This is a genomic window from Frigidibacter sp. (assembly GCF_030695035.1).
Classification (GTDB): Bacteria; Pseudomonadota; Alphaproteobacteria; order Rhodobacterales; family Rhodobacteraceae; genus Frigidibacter.
The window spans coordinates 247,213-261,735 of record NZ_JAUYTT010000008.1; the positions used below are offsets into that span (position 1 = coordinate 247,213).

A 14,523-nucleotide genomic window follows, 5' to 3' on the forward strand; every position below is an offset into this window, starting at 1 on the left:
AATAAGGCGCGCGCTCGGGGAGGGGTGCAAAGATGTTCATGGCGTCGATGACGTTCGATCTGGGCGAGGATGTGAATGCCCTGCGCGACATGGTCCACCGGTGGGCCCAGGAGCGCGTGAAGCCGATGGCCGCCGAGGTGGACCGCGGCAATACCTTCCCGCCCGAGCTGTGGCGCGAGATGGGCGATCTTGGCCTGCTGGGGATCACGGTCCCTGAAGAGTTCGGCGGGGCAGGGATGGGCTATCTCGCCCATGTCATCGCCACCGAAGAGATTGCCCGCGCCAGCGCCTCGGTCAGCCTGTCCTACGGCGCGCATTCCAACCTCTGCGTCAACCAGATCAAGCTCAACGGCTCTGACGAACAGCGCCGCAAATACCTGCCCGGCCTGATTTCCGGCACCCATGTCGGCGCGCTGGCAATGTCGGAAACCGGCGCCGGCTCCGACGTGGTCGGCATGAAGCTGCGGGCCGAGCGGCGCAACGGCCACTACCTGCTGAACGGCAGCAAATACTGGATCACCAATGGCCCCGATGCCGATACGCTGGTCGTCTATGCCAAGACCGACCCCGAGGCGGGCGCCAAGGGCATCACCGCCTTCATCGTGGAACGCGGCGTGAAAGGCTTCTCCACCAGCCCGCATTTCGACAAGCTGGGGATGCGCGGGTCCAATACCGGCGAGCTGATCTTCGAGGATTGCGAGATCCCGTTCGAGAATGTGCTGGGGGAGGAAGGCCGCGGCGTGCGCGTGCTGATGTCCGGCCTCGATTACGAACGCGTGGTGCTGTCGGGCATCGGCACCGGCATCATGGCGGCCTGCCTCGATGAGGTGATGCCCTACCTGCACGAGCGCCAGCAATTCGGCAAACCGATTGGCGAGTTCCAGCTGATGCAGGCCAAGATCGCCGACATGTACACCGCGATGAACACCGCCCGCGCCTATACCTATGAGGTGGCAAAGGCCTGCGACAAGGGCCAGGTTACGCGGCAGGATGCGGCGGCCTGCGTGCTCTATGCCTCCGAGCAGGCGATGGTGCAGGCGCATCAGGCGGTGCAGGCGCTTGGCGGGGCAGGGTTCCTGAATGACAGCACCGTCAGCCGCCTCTTCCGCGATGCCAAGCTGATGGAGATCGGGGCCGGCACATCCGAGATTCGACGGATGCTGATCGGGCGCGAGCTGATGGCGAAAACCGCATGACCGCAATTGCGCAAAAGGTCCGGGCCATTGCTGGCCCGGACCCCGTAAAATCCAGCTTTCGGGCCGGATCAGAACTTGTGAACGTAGGCAACACCCATGACCACCGGATCGATCTTGGCCTTGCCGATATAATCGCCGTTCAGCTTGACCTTGCTCTCGATGTCCATCCAGCGGATGTCAGCACGCAGCGCACCGCGTTCGCTGATCTTGTAGTCGAGACCGGCATGCAGCGCGATCCCGGCAGAGTCTTCCAGCTGCAGGCGGTTACCGGCCAGCGCACCCTTGGTTTTCTCCTTGAAGAACACCGTGTAGTTGAAGCCCACGCCAACGAAGGGCGTGACATCGCTGGCATTGGCGAAGTGGTACTGCAGCGAGACGGTCGGCGGCAGGTGCTGGACGGAGCCGACCTTGCCAAGACCGTCAAGCTTCACATCATGCTCGAAGGGCGTCGCGGCCAGAACCTCGATCCCGACATTGTCCATGATGAAGTATTCGAAGGTGATCGTCGGCTGGACGTTGTTGCCGATGTCAGCTTCCATGCCGGCCAGATCGCCATTGCCATCCTTGGGCTGGACATAGCCCAGACCGACGCCAAGCGTCCATTCCCCGGCGGATTGCGCCAGCGCCGGCAGCGCCGACAAGGACAGGGTTGCAGCGAGCGCGAGGGTGAGAGTGTTCTTTTTCATGGGCCTACCCGTTATTTGGTCACGAGGCGAACCGTTACTCTCGCAGGCCAGCCGGGCCTTGATGTGGATCAAGTTTCCGTGTGTCACCCCAAGGACTTGCCGGGACGCATTGCCGCAGGCCTGCGCCGCAAGACGTTAAAGGAATCCCCATGAAACTGCTTTCGCGTGCCCTGACAGGCTCCGACGCCTTCCGCGCCAACCGCGCCGCGCATCTGGGAATGATCGAGGCGGTGGCCGAGGTTGCCCGTGTCGCGGCGGAGGGCGGCGGCGCCAAGGCCCTCGCCCGCCACACCTCGCGCGGCAAGATGCCCCCGCGCGAGCGGGTGGCGAATCTGCTCGACCCCGGCAGCCCGTTCCTCGAGATCGGCGCCACCGCCGCACATGGCCTCTATGACGGCGCCGCCCCCGCCGCCGGCGTGATCGCCGGCATCGGCCGGGTGCATGGGCTGGAGGTGATGGTGGTCGCCAACGATGCCACCGTGAAGGGCGGCACCTATTACCCGATGACGGTGAAGAAACACCTGCGCGCGCAGGAGATCGCCGAGGAGAACCATCTCCCCTGCATCTACCTGGTGGATTCGGGCGGCGCCAACCTGCCCAGCCAGGATGAGGTCTTCCCCGACCGCGACCATTTCGGCCGCATCTTCTACAATCAGGCCAGGATGAGCGCCAAGGGCATCGCCCAGATCGCCGTGGTGATGGGCAGCTGCACGGCGGGGGGTGCCTATGTGCCGGCGATGTCGGATGTCACCATCATCGTCAAGGATCAGGGCACCATCTTCCTCGCCGGCCCGCCGCTGGTGAAGGCGGCGACGGGCGAGATCGTCACCTCCGAAGACTTGGGCGGCGGCGATGTCCACACCCGCCTCTCCGGCGTTGCCGACTATCTGGCCGAGGATGACACCCACGCGCTGGCCCTCGCGCGCCGCGCCGTCCTGCACCTGAACCGCAGCAAGCCCGCCACCGTTCAGCTGCAATCGCCCGAACCGCCCGCCTATGACCCCGAAGAGATCCTCGGCGTCGTCCCCGCCGACCTGCGCACCCCCTATGACATCCGCGAGGTCATCGCCCGCCTCGTCGACGGCTCGCGCTTCGACGAGTTCAAGGCCCGCTTCGGCGAGACGCTGGTCACCGGCTTCGCCCATCTGAACGGCATCCCGGTCGGCATCATCGCCAACAATGGCGTGCTGTTCTCCGAGGCCGCCGTGAAGGGCGCGCATTTTGTCGAACTGTGCAGCCAGCGCAGCATCCCGTTGATCTTTTTGCAGAACATCACCGGCTTCATGGTCGGCCGCCGCTACGAAAACGAAGGCATCGCCCGCCACGGCGCCAAGATGGTCACCGCCGTCGCCACGACCAATGTGCCGAAGATCACCTGCCTCGTCGGCGGCAGCTTCGGCGCCGGCAACTATGGCATGGCGGGCCGCGCCTATTCGCCCCGCCTGCTGTGGAGCTGGCCCAACTCCCGCATCTCGGTGATGGGCGGCGAGCAGGCGGCGGGCGTCCTCGCCACCGTCCGCCGCGAGGGGATCGAGCGGGCAGGGGGCACGTGGAGCGCCGAGGACGAGGCCGAGTTCAAGCGCCCCACCACCGAGATGTTCGAACGCCAGAGCCAGCCGCTCTATGCCTCCGCCCGGCTCTGGGATGACGGCATCATCGACCCGCGCAAGACACGGGACGTTCTGGCGCTGTCGCTTTCGGCCGCGCTGAACGCGCCCATCGAGCCGACACGCTTCGGCCTGTTCAGGATGTAAAGGGCACAAATGCAGAAGCTTGCTAAGGATCTATCACTAATTCTATTTGCGGGCCTTGCGTTTAATGTTGGATACTATTGGTATTTTGATTTTTCCTTAATTAAATACCTGACTTATACGGACCACATCCTGTCGGTGTGGTCATTGGCGGGCATGGCCTTCTTAGCAATTTCGTTGATGACGGACTTGGATGAAATTGAGAACCCTAAGCGTTCATTCAGAAGGGTTGACACTCTGTTCCTGATCGGATTTTCGGTGATTGTCGGCGTGGCTACGATTGTATTTTTGCCTAACTTTGTATTTCTTACGTCCTTCCTAGTATATTATATCGGTAGCGATGTGGCGCGATACGGAACATTTTTATCTAAAAGTGCTAGGCTGGAAATTCTTGTCGCGTCGACTCTATTGGCGATTGCATTCTTTGGCTATGATTCAGCCATTCGGGTGGCTTCGAGAGAGCCTGTTAAAGTTTGCGGCTCGGAGTGTACCTATGCCGTCATTATATTTGTCGGGGAGCGATTTTCGATGTTTTTGCACGGCGACAAGATTGAAGTTGTTCCCACCTCGGAAATCAGGATCATCGAATATGAGTCGGATATTAGACATGGCCGAACTTCTGAGGGAAACGTGCATCAGGCGCTTAAGGATGAACAAAAATAATGCCCTCGCGCATATGATCACTAAAAGATGCAGGCAGACACAAATCAGCCTTGAATTTGTCCTTGAGCAAAAGGTCGTAAAATGTTCAATCGCATCCTGATCGCCAATCGCGGCGAGATCGCCTGCCGGGTGATCGACACCGCCCGCCGCATGGGCGTTGCCACCGTCGCCGTGTACTCCACCGCCGATGCTGCCTCCCGCCATGTGGCGATGGCCGATGAAGCGGTCCTCATCGGCGGCCCGGCCCCGGCGGACAGCTATCTGCGCGGGGATGCGATCATCGCCGCCGCGCTGGAGACGGGGGCCGAGGCGATCCATCCCGGCTATGGCTTCCTGTCCGAGAACCCGGAGTTCGTCGATGCCGTCACCGCCGCCGGCCTCGTCTTCATCGGCCCCTCTGCCGCCGCCATCCGCGCCATGGGCCTCAAGGACGCCGCCAAGCGGCTGATGGCCGAGGCGGGGGTGCCGGTGGTGCCGGGCTATCACGGGGCCAATCAGGACGCGGAACATCTGGCGGGCGCGGCCGACGCCGTCGGCTATCCGGTGCTGATCAAGGCGGTCGCGGGGGGCGGCGGCAAGGGGATGCGGCGGGTGGACCAGCCCGAAGATTTTGCCGAGGCGCTGGCCTCCGCGCAGCGCGAGGCGGCAGGCGCTTTTGGCAACGCCGCGGTGCTGATCGAGAAATACGTCGAAAAGCCCCGCCATATCGAGATGCAGGTCTTCGGCGACGGCACCCATGCGGTCCACCTCTATGAACGCGACTGCTCGCTTCAGCGCCGCCACCAGAAGGTGATCGAGGAAGCCCCGGCCCCCGGCATGACCGCCGAGATGCGCAGCGCCATGGGCGAGGCCGCCGTCCGCGCCGCCACCGCCATCGGCTATTCCGGGGCCGGCACCATCGAGTTTATCGTCGATGCCTCGGACGGCCTGCGCCCCGACCGCTTCTGGTTCATGGAGATGAACACCCGCCTGCAGGTCGAACATCCGGTGACCGAGGCGATCACCGGCATCGACCTCGTTGAATGGCAGCTCCGCGTCGCCTCGGGCGAGCCTCTGCCCATGCGCCAGCAGGACATCCCGCTCCGCGGCCATGCCTTCGAGGCGCGGCTCTATGCCGAGGATGTGCCCGCTGGCTTCCTGCCCGCCACCGGCACGCTCGACCATCTGGCATTCCCGGCGGGGGCGCGCATCGAGACCGGCGTGCGCCCCGGCGATGCGATCAGCCCCTGGTATGACCCGATGATCGCCAAGGTCATCGTCCATGGCCCGACGCGGCCCGTTGCGCTTGCCCAACTCTCCCGCGCGCTGGCGGAAACCGAAGTGGCCGGCTCCGTCACCAACCTCGCCTTCCTCGGCGCGCTCGCCCGCCATCCGGGCTTTGCCGCGGGCGATGTCGATACCGGCCTGATCGCCCGCGATCTGGCGGCGCTGACCGAGGTGCCCGCCTGCCCGCCGGGCGTCGTCGCGCTGGCGGCGCTGGCGGCGGCGGGGCTGGACCAGCCGGCGGCCCCGCAGCAGGGCTTCACCCTCTGGGCCCCGCTGCGCCAGCAGGTCGCGCTGCACGTGGCGGGGGAGGATCTGATCGCCACCCTCCTGCCCCAAGGCCCCGACCGGGTGACGGTGGAACTGCCCGGCCACACCCTCCACGCCGAGCGCCGCGCCGGCGGCTGGTCTCTGGACGGCGCCAAGTCCCCCGGCACCGCATGCCGCACGCCCCATGGCATCGCCGTCTTTGGTCCGGCCGGCACCTTCACTTTCACGCCCCTCGACCCGCTCGCCCGCCTCGCCGCCGCCGGGGCAGGGGGCAATGTCGTGCTCTCGCCGATGCCGGGCCTCGTCAAGGCGGTGTTCGTCGCGCCGGGGCAGGCGGTGGTGGAGGGGGAGCGGCTGGCGATCCTCGAAGCGATGAAGATGGAGCACACGCTGACCGCCGCCCGGATCGGTATCGTCGCCGAGGTGCTCGCCGCCGCCGGCGATCAGGTGGAGGCGGGGGCGGCGCTGGTGCGGCTCGAGGATGAAGTGCCCACAGAGACCTCCAAGGAGGCCGCCGCATGATCCGCCTGCACCATGTGGCGCAGACCCGGTCGTTCCGGGTGCTGTGGATGCTGGAGGAGCTGGGGCTCGACTTCGACGTGGTCCCGCATTCCTTCTTCGACCGCTCGCTCCGCGATCCCGCCTACCTTGCCCTTTCCCCCGCGGGCCGGGTGCCGGCGCTGGAGATCGACGGGCGCACCTTGTGCGAATCCGGCGCGATCCTGCAGTACCTCGCCGAAACCCGGGGCACACTGACTGGCACGCCGGAAGAGCGCCCCGACTGGCTGGAATGGCTGCACTATGCCGAAACCGTCGGCTCCCATGTCGCCAACCTCACCCAGCATCACATCATCCTGCGCGACCCGGCCATGCGCAGCGCTACCGTGATGCGGCTGGAGGCGAAGCGGCTGGAAAAGGCGCTGGAGGGCATCGAGCGGCGGATGGCGGGCGACTGGCTGTTGCCCTCGGGCTTTTCCGCCGCCGACATCGCCGTGTCCTATGGCGCGTTGATCGGGCAGCGGTTCACTGCGCTCGACCGCCTGCCGAAGGTCTCCGCATGGCTGGACCGGCTCAACGCCCGCCCCGCCTTCCAGCGCGCCGCGGCCCGCGACGGCGCCGCCCAGATATACATGCAGGCCTTCTACCCGCCACCCGAGGAGACGCCCCATGCTTGACCCGGTCGAGATCTTCGAGGTCGGCCCCCGCGACGGCCTGCAGAACGAAGCCCGCATGATCCCCGCCGCCGAGAAGGTCGCGCTGGTCGATTGCCTCTCGCGCGCCGGCTTCCGGCAGATCGAGGTGGCCAGCTTCGTCTCGCCCAAGTGGGTGCCGCAGATGGCCGATGGCGCCGAGGTGCTGGCCGGCATCACCCGCGCCCCCGGCGTGGCCTATTCGGCGCTGACCCCCAACCTGAAGGGCTACGAGGGCGCCCGCGCCGCCCGCGCCGATGCGGTGGCGGTCTTCGCCGCCGCCTCCGAGGGCTTCAGCCGCGCCAACCTCAACTGCTCCATCGCCGAAAGCCTCGAGCGCTTTGCCCCGGTGATGGAGGCCGCGAAAGCCGACGGCATCCCGGTGCGCGGCTATGTCTCGGTCGTGACCGACTGCCCCTATGACGGCCCGGTCGCGCCGGGGGCGGTGGCGCGGGTGGCGGCTGCGCTCCTCAAGATGGGCTGCACCGAGATCAGCCTTGGCGACACCATCGGCCAGGGCCGGCCCGAGACGGTGGCGGCGATGCTGCAGGCGGTGCTGCAAGAGGTTCCGGCGGCGCTGCTGGCCGGCCATTACCACGACACGGCGGGCCGGGCGCTGGCGAATATCGAAGCCTCGTTGGAGCTTGGCCTGCGGGTCTTCGACGCAGCCGTGGGCGGGCTCGGCGGCTGCCCCTATGCCCCCGGGGCAAAGGGCAATGTGGCGACGGAGCTGGTGGCGGCACGGATGGCGGAGCTGGGGTATGAGACCGGGCTGGACCTTGCCGTGGTGGAGCAGGCGGCAGCAATGGCGCGCGCAATGCGCGGCGGGAGCACGGATGATGTATGACACGCTGACCCTGACGACCGACGCGCGCGGCGTGGCGCGGCTGACGCTGAACCGGCCGGACAAGCACAACGCCCTCGACGCGGCGATGATCGCGGAGCTGACCCATGCCGCCACCGCGCTCGGCGCCGATCCCGCGGTGCGGGTGGTGGTGCTGGCGGGGGCAGGCGGCAGCTTCTGCGCGGGGGGAGACCTCGGTTGGATGCGCGCCCAGATCGAGGCGGACGGCCCCACCCGGGCCGCGGGCGCGCGGGCCCTTGCCATGATGCTGAACGCGATGAACCTCTGCCCCAAGCCGCTGATCGGGCGCATCCACGGCAATGCCTTTGGCGGCGGCATCGGCATGATGTCGGTCTGCGACGTGGCGATTGCGGCCGATACCGCGCGCTTTGGCCTGACGGAAACCCGCCTCGGCCTGATCCCCGCCACCATCGGCCCCTATGTGCTGGCCCGGATGGGCGAGGCGATGGCGCGGCGGGTGTTCATGTCTGCCCGGCTGTTCGGGGCAGCGGAGGCGGTGACCCTCGGCCTCGCCGCCCGCGCCGTGCCCCCTGAGGGTCTGCATGCCGCGGTGGAGGCAGAGGTCGCGCCCTATCTGTCTTGCGCACCGGGGGCCGTGGCGGAAGCCAAGGCGCTGGCCCGAAGGCTCGGGGCCCCCATCGGCGGCGCCGAGATCGAGGCCAGCATCGCCGCGCTGGTCACCCGCTGGGAAAGCCCCGAAGCGGCGGAGGGCATCGCGGCGTTCTTCGACAAGCGGAAACCGGGCTGGGGGTAGAGAACCCACCCCTTCTTGCCAGGAATCAGGGCGCGAAGCGCCGCCGTTGCAGCACCCAGCCGACGGACGGGCGCTGCCCTCTGTTTCGTCAGCGCTTGAAACCGATCAGGCTCGTCCCATCACCGCACCGTCCCCCATCTCCGGCAACTCCCGTAGCCTCCTCACCGGCGAGAACACGATGATGAGAAGCTGGACCAGAAACCCACCCGTCGCAACGAACAGGCAGGCGCCAACGCCGAATCTTGCCACCACCAGCGTGCCGATGACGGCCCCCAGCGGCCTTGCGCCATAGGTTGCCGTCAGGATCAGCGCCGAGACGCGGCCCAGCATGGCGTTTGGGGTGACGGCCTGGCGCAGCGTCATCGTGGTAATGACCCAGAGGATCGGGCCGATCCCGAACACGAAAAGGCTGATACAGGCGAGCCAGAAGAACGGAAACCATAGCGTCAGCAACATCAGGCACGCGCCGCAAAATCCGCCAAGCGGGCCGAGGGCAATCATGGTGCCAACTGAAAGCCTGCGCGACAGGAACGGCACGATCATGGCCCCGGCGATCATGCCAAGCCCGTCGATTCCCAGCGTGATGCCGACCTGTGTTGCTGTCATGCCAAGGGTCTGCACCGCATAGGCGACATAGATCGCCATCAGCACGATCCAGGATGTGTTGAAGAAGATCGCGGTGAACAGGATCGGCAGCAGCAGGCGGTGATGCCCGACAAATCTCGCCCCCTCCTTCAGATCCTGCAGCGGGCTGCGCGTCGGGCGTTCCGTCTCTGGATCCTTCGGAATGCCCGCCAGATAGAGGGCCGCCAGAAGCGATAGCACCGTTGCCAGAACATAGGCCGCGGAAGCCCCGGTCCAGCCGACAAGGGCGCCGCCAAGGGCAGGTCCGGCGGCGAATGCCGCGCTGCGCACCAGTTCCAGCCAACGATTTGCATCGGCAAGCTGCGCCCGGGGCACGATGGACGGAATGATCGCGGGGACGGCGACGCTGTAGCAGACCGTTCCGACCGCGCCGATGAACCCGAGCGCCGCTAAAAGCGGAACGTTCAGCACGCCGCCCCAGAGCAGCAGAACGATGGCTGCCAGTGACAGCCCCCGCAGCATCTCTGACCCGACCATCAACGCTTTGCGGGACGCCCGGTCCACCGCCAGACCCGCAGGGATCGACAGCAGAAGGAAGGGCAGGGTCTGCGCCATTTGCATCCATCCCGTCTCCACCGGCCCGGCCCCCAGCAAGAGGACCGCCGACAAGGGCGCAGCGGCCAAGGCGATCTGTTCGGAAAACTGCGCGAAAAGGTTGGACCAGCCGATCCGGCGAAAGCCAGCCGGCAAGGCGCGATGGGGTGGAGAGGACATGGGGTGTTCCTGAAAGCTGCTCTGGCCCCAAATCAGGCCATTCAGCGCAGCCAGGCCACCCGGTTCCTGCGGTTAAACGCTGTGGGCGGTCTCAGCGCTCCGCATTGGGCCCCGGCTCCCTCAACCTCCCTCGACCAGACCGGCGGCCCGAAAGGGGTGCCGGTTTTCGTTTCCGCAAGGAGGGCAGTCCAAGACGGCGTCCCCACCTTTCCCCCCGCCCAAGCTTGCGCTAGGTCTGGGCCCGAACAGGACAGGACACCCTCATGCCAGACCTCGCGACACTTCTGCCGATGCTGGCCCTGCTGCTCGTCACCGGCGCGCTCGCCGGCCTCGTCGCCGGGCTTCTGGGCGTCGGCGGTGGTATCGTGCTGGTGCCTGCCTATTTCTACATCTTCGTGGGCCTCGGCCATGACGGGCCGGGGCTGATGCAGGTCTGCCTTGCCACCTCGCTGGCGACCATCATCGTCACCTCGGCCCGATCCGTCATGTCGCATAACCGCAAGGGCGCGGTGGACTGGCAGATCCTGCGGCACTGGGCGCCGGGCATCGCGGTCGGCGCGCTGATCGGGGTGCTGGTGGTGGCGCAGCTGCGCACGCAGGCGCTGCAGGCGATCTTCGGGCTGCTGGCGCTGACGGTGTCGCTCTACATGGCGCTTGGGCGCGATGCCTGGCGGCTGGGGCCGCAGATGCCGGGGCTGGCGGTGCGCGCGCCGCTGTCGGGCGCGGTCGGCTTCCTGTCGGTGCTGATGGGCATTGGCGGCGGCAGCTTCGGCGTGCCGCTGATGACGCTCTACAACGTGCCGATCCACCGCGCCGTGGCCACCGCCGCGGGCTTCGGCATCACCATCGCGCTACCCTCCGCAGCGGCCTTCCTGCTGGTCCCGGTGGAGGGCGCGCCGCCCTACACCGTCGGCGCCGTCAATGTCCCTGCCTTCGCCCTGACCATCGCCATGACCCTGATCACCGCCCCGATGGGCGCGGCATTGGCCCACAAGATGAACCCCAAGCCGCTGAAGCGGGTCTTCGCGGTGTTCCTGGCGGCGGTCGCGCTGAACATGCTGCGCAAGGCGCTAGGTTACTGATCCATCCTACTGATCCCGTCTGCGCAGCCGCCCCTCATGCCCCCCGCGCCGCGCGCCCGCTACCTGCGGCGCACGGCCCGGCAGCTCCGCCATCACCGCCCGCCGCGCCTCGGCGCTCATCTGGCTCCAGCCGCCGATCTCGGCCAGCGAGCGGTAGCAGCCCATGCACAGCCCCTCGGCGGGATGCATCACGCAGAGCTTCACACAGGGGCTCTCGATCTCATCTCGTTTCCAGACGTCGTCCATCATCCGTGCCGCCCCAGATGCGCCAGCCGGTCCAGCGCTCCTTGCAGGATATACCCGGCCGCCACATGGTCGATCACCTCGGCGCGACGCTTTCGCGACGTATCCGCCTCCAGCAGTGCCCTTTCGGCGGCAACGGTGGACAGGCGCTCATCCCAATAGGCGATCGGCAGCTCGGTCAGCCGGGAAAGGTTGCGGGCAAAGGCGCGGGTGGACTGGCAGCGTGGGCCTTCCGATCCGTCCATGTTGAACGGCAGCCCGAGGATCAACCCGCCAAGCTCGCGCTCCGCCGCGATCTTCAAGACCTGCGCCGCATCCAGCGTGAACTTCTCGCGCCGGATGGTGTGCAGGGGCGAGGCGACGCTGCGGAAGCGGTCCGACACCGCGACACCAATGGTCTTGGTGCCAAGGTCCAGCCCCGCCAGCGCCCGCATCGGCGGCAATGCGGCGGCGAACTCCGCCATCGTCTCATGGATCATTGCAGCACGCCCGCGGCGCGCGCGGCATCGGCGACCTTCTGCAGATCGTCGGGCGAGGCGGCAAAGATATCCTCCGCCTCGGACCAGATCAGCGCCGCCCGCTCGGTCTCGCCCAGAACCCCCAAGGCCCCGATCAGTCGCGCCCAGTCATCCGAGGTGCCACCTTCGCCCGCAAGCCGCGCATTCAGCCCCTCGACCATGCCGCGGATCATCGCCTCGCGGTCCTCCGGCGACATCTCCGCCGCCGCCTGCATGTCACTCTCCGACGGGCCGCGGGTTTCGGCCGAGGGCGGCACATAGCCCTCTTCCCCCGCCAGCCACGCGAGCTCACCGATCGCCGCCCGGATCGGCGGCATCCAGGGCGCATCCTCCGGCCCCTCTTCCAGCAGCCCGCGCCAGACATTGAAGGTGCGGTCCGGCCGCCCCGCCTGCGCCAGCATCAGGCCCAGGAAATAGCGCGCAGAGCCATTGCCGGGATCCAGCTCCAGCGCCCGCGCCAGCACCGCCTCGGCCTCGGGGCTGACCACGCCGCCCGCCGCCAGGATCATCAGCTCCGCCAGCGCGGCATGATCCTCGCCGCTCGCCGCATCGCCCTTCAGCGCGATCAGCCGGCGCTGCGCCTCCCAGGCGGCGCGGTAATTGCCCACCGCCGCCTCGTTGCGCGCAAGCAACTGCAGCCCCTCGGTATCGTTCGGCCGCGCCGCCACCGCCTCGCGCAACTTCTCCATCAGCTCTGCCATCCGCGGATCGGCCGGGGGCGCGGGGGTCATGGTCAGCGCCGCCCGCTCCTCGGCCTCGGCCTGCGGCAGCCGGGCGGCATAGATCTCTTCCGACATCGCCACCCGCCTGGCCAGCGGCAGGTCGCCATAACCGGGTGCGCCGAGGCTCTGGTACAAGAAGAAAGACCCCGCCAGCACCAGCGCCCCGAACACCGCCACCACATAGGGCCCCAGACTCGAGGCACGACCAGAGGCGCGCGCCGGGGCCGCCCCCATCTGCCGGTCCGCCTCGAGGATCCGCCGCGAAATCTCGGCGCGTGCCCGCTCCGCGTCGTCAGCCGCCAGTACACCGCGGGCCAGATCGCGGTCGATCTCGGCCAGCTGGTCGCGGAACACCCGCAGGTCATAGGCGGCGGCCGGCGCATCGGCGCCGCGGCCGCGCATATAGGCGCGCGCCAGATACAGCGCCACGGCAAGGGCCAGCGCTATCGTCAGGGTCCAGAACAGCATGTTTCCTCCGCAAGTCTGCCCCCATGTAAGGCCACAAGGCCCCGCACAAAAGCCCGAACTGCCGCTCTGCCCCGCCGCCCCGCGCGCGTTCTGTCGCAGCCCGCCCGCACGGCCATGTCGGTTTCTTCCCGATTGCGCCGCTTGCCGCGCTGCCGCAAACAGGAGATCGGGCGATCAAGCGGGCAGGGTGCCCGACCAGGCGCCCCAAAGATTCGGCCGGGCAGAAGGGGCAGCACATGACGCGATATTCGGTTTTCGCCGTGGCACGCGAGGCGCTGCGCTGGCATTCGGGATGGGAGCGGGCGTGGAAAAGCCCGTCCCCCAAGAAGAAATACGACGTGGTCATCGTCGGCGCCGGCGGGCACGGCCTCGCCACCGCCTATTACCTCGGCAAGAACCACGGCATCCGCAATGTCGCGGTGATCGAGAAGGGCTGGCTCGGCGGCGGCAACACCGGCCGCAACACCACCATCATCCGCTCCAACTACCTGCAGGACCCCTCGGCCGCGCTCTACGAAAAGGCCCGCAGCCTCTATGAGGGCCTCAGCCAGGACCTGAACTACAACGTCATGTTCAGCCCCCGGGGCCTCTTGATGCTGGCGCAGACGCATCATGAGGTCCGCGGCTACCGGCGCACCGTCTATGCCAACAACCTTCAGGGCGTCACCACCGAATGGATCGAGCCTGCCAAGGTCAAGGAGCTGGTGCCGATCATGAATATCGACGGGCCGCGCTACCCGGTCCTCGGCGCGCTCTACCAGGCCCGCGGCGGCACTGCCCGCCATGACGCGGTCGCCTGGGGCTACGCCCGCGCCTGCTCGGCGATGGGGATGGACATCATCCAGCAATGCGAGGTCACCGGGGTGCGCTCCTCAAACGGCCAGGTGCAGGGCATCGACACGACGAAGGGCGCCATCGACTGCGCCAAGCTCGCCATCGTCGTCGCCGGCCACTCCTCGGTTCTGGCCGAAATGTCCGGCTTCCGCCTGCCGATTGAATCCATGGCCCTGCAGGCCCTCGTCTCCGAACCGATCAAGCCCTGCATGGATGTTGTGGTCATGGCCAACACCGTCCATGGCTACATGAGCCAGTCCGACAAGGGCGAGATGGTGATCGGCGGCGGCACCGACGGCTTCAACAACTACACGCAGCGCGGATCCTGGCAGCATGTCGAGGAAACCACCCGCGCCCTGATTGAAACCTTCCCGATGCTCAGCCGCCTCAAGATGCTGCGCCAATGGGGCGGCATCGTCGACATGACCGGCGACCGCTCGCCGATCCTGTCCAAGACCCCCGTGGGCGGCATCTTCGTCAATTGCGGCTGGGGCACCGGCGGCTTCAAGGCCATCCCCGGCTCCGGCTGGGCCATGGCCGAGCTGGTCGCCAAGGGCGAGCCGGGGCCTCTGGCCGTGGAGTTCGGCCTCGACCGCTTCAAGGAAGGCCGCTTCATTGATGAGTCAGTCGCGGCGGGGGTGGCGCATTGATCGCCTCTA

At 67.2% G+C, this 14,523-nt stretch carries 14 protein-coding genes; 9 read left to right on the top strand and 5 right to left on the bottom strand.

Features of this window, described 5'->3' with window-relative positions; translation table 11 throughout:
* The first annotated feature begins 32 nt into the window (after window positions 1–32).
* A complete protein-coding gene (locus Q8S30_RS05350; RefSeq protein ID WP_305665000.1) occupies window positions 33–1,196 on the top strand; it encodes an isovaleryl-CoA dehydrogenase in 1,164 nt (387 codons plus the stop codon).
* 68 nt (window positions 1,197–1,264) lie between these two features.
* On the opposite strand, the gene Q8S30_RS05355 is transcribed toward Q8S30_RS05350, so the two are convergent.
* Window positions 1,265–1,882, bottom strand: a complete 618-nt coding sequence (locus tag Q8S30_RS05355; protein WP_305665001.1) for an OmpW family protein — start codon at window positions 1,880–1,882, stop codon at window positions 1,265–1,267.
* 149 nt (window positions 1,883–2,031) lie between these two features.
* Here Q8S30_RS05355 and Q8S30_RS05360 point away from each other — a divergent pair, with 149 nt between their 5' ends.
* The 6 genes from Q8S30_RS05360 to Q8S30_RS05385 all read left to right on the top strand — a co-directional run bounded on the left by Q8S30_RS05360 (window position 2,032) and on the right by Q8S30_RS05385 (window position 8,638).
* Window positions 2,032–3,636, top strand: a complete 1,605-nt coding sequence (locus tag Q8S30_RS05360; RefSeq protein ID WP_305665002.1) for a carboxyl transferase domain-containing protein — start codon at window positions 2,032–2,034, stop codon at window positions 3,634–3,636.
* Window positions 3,637–3,645: 9 nt separating this feature from the next.
* The gene (locus Q8S30_RS05365) at window positions 3,646–4,296 is read left to right on the top strand and encodes a hypothetical protein (protein ID WP_305665003.1); all 651 of its coding nucleotides are present in this window, start codon (window positions 3,646–3,648) and stop codon (window positions 4,294–4,296) included.
* A gap of 81 nt (window positions 4,297–4,377) precedes the next feature.
* Window positions 4,378–6,351: an acetyl/propionyl/methylcrotonyl-CoA carboxylase subunit alpha gene (locus Q8S30_RS05370; protein WP_305665004.1), complete on the top strand. Its 1,974-nt coding sequence runs from the start codon at window positions 4,378–4,380 to the stop codon at window positions 6,349–6,351.
* Window positions 6,348–7,004, top strand: coding sequence for a glutathione S-transferase family protein (locus tag Q8S30_RS05375; protein ID WP_305665005.1), 657 nt, complete (start codon window positions 6,348–6,350; stop codon window positions 7,002–7,004). The genes Q8S30_RS05370 and Q8S30_RS05375 overlap by 4 nt, the downstream gene beginning before the upstream one ends.
* Window positions 6,997–7,866, top strand: a complete 870-nt coding sequence (locus Q8S30_RS05380) for a hydroxymethylglutaryl-CoA lyase (RefSeq protein WP_305665006.1) — start codon at window positions 6,997–6,999, stop codon at window positions 7,864–7,866. The genes Q8S30_RS05375 and Q8S30_RS05380 overlap by 8 nt, the downstream gene beginning before the upstream one ends.
* The gene (locus Q8S30_RS05385; protein WP_305665007.1) at window positions 7,859–8,638 is read left to right on the top strand and encodes a crotonase/enoyl-CoA hydratase family protein; all 780 of its coding nucleotides are present in this window, start codon (window positions 7,859–7,861) and stop codon (window positions 8,636–8,638) included. The genes Q8S30_RS05380 and Q8S30_RS05385 overlap by 8 nt, the downstream gene beginning before the upstream one ends.
* A gap of 105 nt (window positions 8,639–8,743) precedes the next feature.
* Here the strand turns inward: Q8S30_RS05385 and Q8S30_RS05390 are convergent, their stop codons facing one another.
* Window positions 8,744–9,997 (bottom strand): MFS transporter, encoded by a 1,254-nt coding sequence (locus Q8S30_RS05390; protein WP_305665008.1) that lies wholly within the window; start codon window positions 9,995–9,997, stop codon window positions 8,744–8,746.
* A 263-nt stretch (window positions 9,998–10,260) separates the two neighbouring features.
* On the opposite strand from Q8S30_RS05390, the gene Q8S30_RS05395 reads away from it, so the two are divergent.
* Window positions 10,261–11,079 carry a sulfite exporter TauE/SafE family protein gene (locus tag Q8S30_RS05395; protein WP_305665009.1) on the top strand — a complete coding sequence of 273 codons (819 nt, stop codon included), beginning with the start codon at window positions 10,261–10,263 and terminating at the stop codon, window positions 11,077–11,079.
* 6 nt (window positions 11,080–11,085) lie between these two features.
* Here the strand turns inward: Q8S30_RS05395 and Q8S30_RS05400 are convergent, their stop codons facing one another.
* The 3 genes from Q8S30_RS05400 to ccmI are packed head-to-tail and all read right to left on the bottom strand — an operon-like array spanning window position 11,086 to window position 13,030.
* On the bottom strand, window positions 11,086–11,328 hold the full coding sequence (locus Q8S30_RS05400; RefSeq protein ID WP_305665010.1) for a DUF1289 domain-containing protein: 243 nt from the start codon (window positions 11,326–11,328) through the stop codon (window positions 11,086–11,088).
* A complete protein-coding gene (ruvX, locus tag Q8S30_RS05405) occupies window positions 11,325–11,801 on the bottom strand; it encodes a Holliday junction resolvase RuvX (RefSeq protein ID WP_305665011.1) in 477 nt (158 codons plus the stop codon). Before ruvX ends, Q8S30_RS05400 begins: the two co-directional genes overlap by 4 nt.
* On the bottom strand, window positions 11,798–13,030 hold the full coding sequence (ccmI, locus tag Q8S30_RS05410) for a c-type cytochrome biogenesis protein CcmI (RefSeq protein WP_305665012.1): 1,233 nt from the start codon (window positions 13,028–13,030) through the stop codon (window positions 11,798–11,800). The genes ruvX and ccmI overlap by 4 nt, the downstream gene beginning before the upstream one ends.
* 236 nt (window positions 13,031–13,266) lie before the next feature.
* Between ccmI and Q8S30_RS05415 the strand changes: the two genes are divergently transcribed.
* Window positions 13,267–14,514, top strand: a complete 1,248-nt coding sequence (locus Q8S30_RS05415) for a sarcosine oxidase subunit beta family protein (RefSeq protein ID WP_305665013.1) — start codon at window positions 13,267–13,269, stop codon at window positions 14,512–14,514.
* Window positions 14,515–14,523 lie beyond the last annotated feature (9 nt).

Coding starts and splice junctions, on each gene's coding strand:
- Q8S30_RS05350 (WP_305665000.1), top strand. CDS start 33: ATGTTCATGGCGTCGATGACGTTCGATCTGGGCGAGGATGTGAATGCC.
- Q8S30_RS05355 (WP_305665001.1), bottom strand. CDS start 1,882: ATGAAAAAGAACACTCTCACCCTCGCGCTCGCTGCAACCCTGTCCTTG.
- Q8S30_RS05360 (WP_305665002.1), top strand. CDS start 2,032: ATGAAACTGCTTTCGCGTGCCCTGACAGGCTCCGACGCCTTCCGCGCC.
- Q8S30_RS05365 (WP_305665003.1), top strand. CDS start 3,646: ATGCAGAAGCTTGCTAAGGATCTATCACTAATTCTATTTGCGGGCCTT.
- Q8S30_RS05370 (WP_305665004.1), top strand. CDS start 4,378: ATGTTCAATCGCATCCTGATCGCCAATCGCGGCGAGATCGCCTGCCGG.
- Q8S30_RS05375 (WP_305665005.1), top strand. CDS start 6,348: ATGATCCGCCTGCACCATGTGGCGCAGACCCGGTCGTTCCGGGTGCTG.
- Q8S30_RS05380 (WP_305665006.1), top strand. CDS start 6,997: ATGCTTGACCCGGTCGAGATCTTCGAGGTCGGCCCCCGCGACGGCCTG.
- Q8S30_RS05385 (WP_305665007.1), top strand. CDS start 7,859: ATGTATGACACGCTGACCCTGACGACCGACGCGCGCGGCGTGGCGCGG.
- Q8S30_RS05390 (WP_305665008.1), bottom strand. CDS start 9,997: ATGTCCTCTCCACCCCATCGCGCCTTGCCGGCTGGCTTTCGCCGGATC.
- Q8S30_RS05395 (WP_305665009.1), top strand. CDS start 10,261: ATGCCAGACCTCGCGACACTTCTGCCGATGCTGGCCCTGCTGCTCGTC.
- Q8S30_RS05400 (WP_305665010.1), bottom strand. CDS start 11,328: ATGATGGACGACGTCTGGAAACGAGATGAGATCGAGAGCCCCTGTGTG.
- ruvX (WP_305665011.1), bottom strand. CDS start 11,801: ATGATCCATGAGACGATGGCGGAGTTCGCCGCCGCATTGCCGCCGATG.
- ccmI (WP_305665012.1), bottom strand. CDS start 13,030: ATGCTGTTCTGGACCCTGACGATAGCGCTGGCCCTTGCCGTGGCGCTG.
- Q8S30_RS05415 (WP_305665013.1), top strand. CDS start 13,267: ATGACGCGATATTCGGTTTTCGCCGTGGCACGCGAGGCGCTGCGCTGG.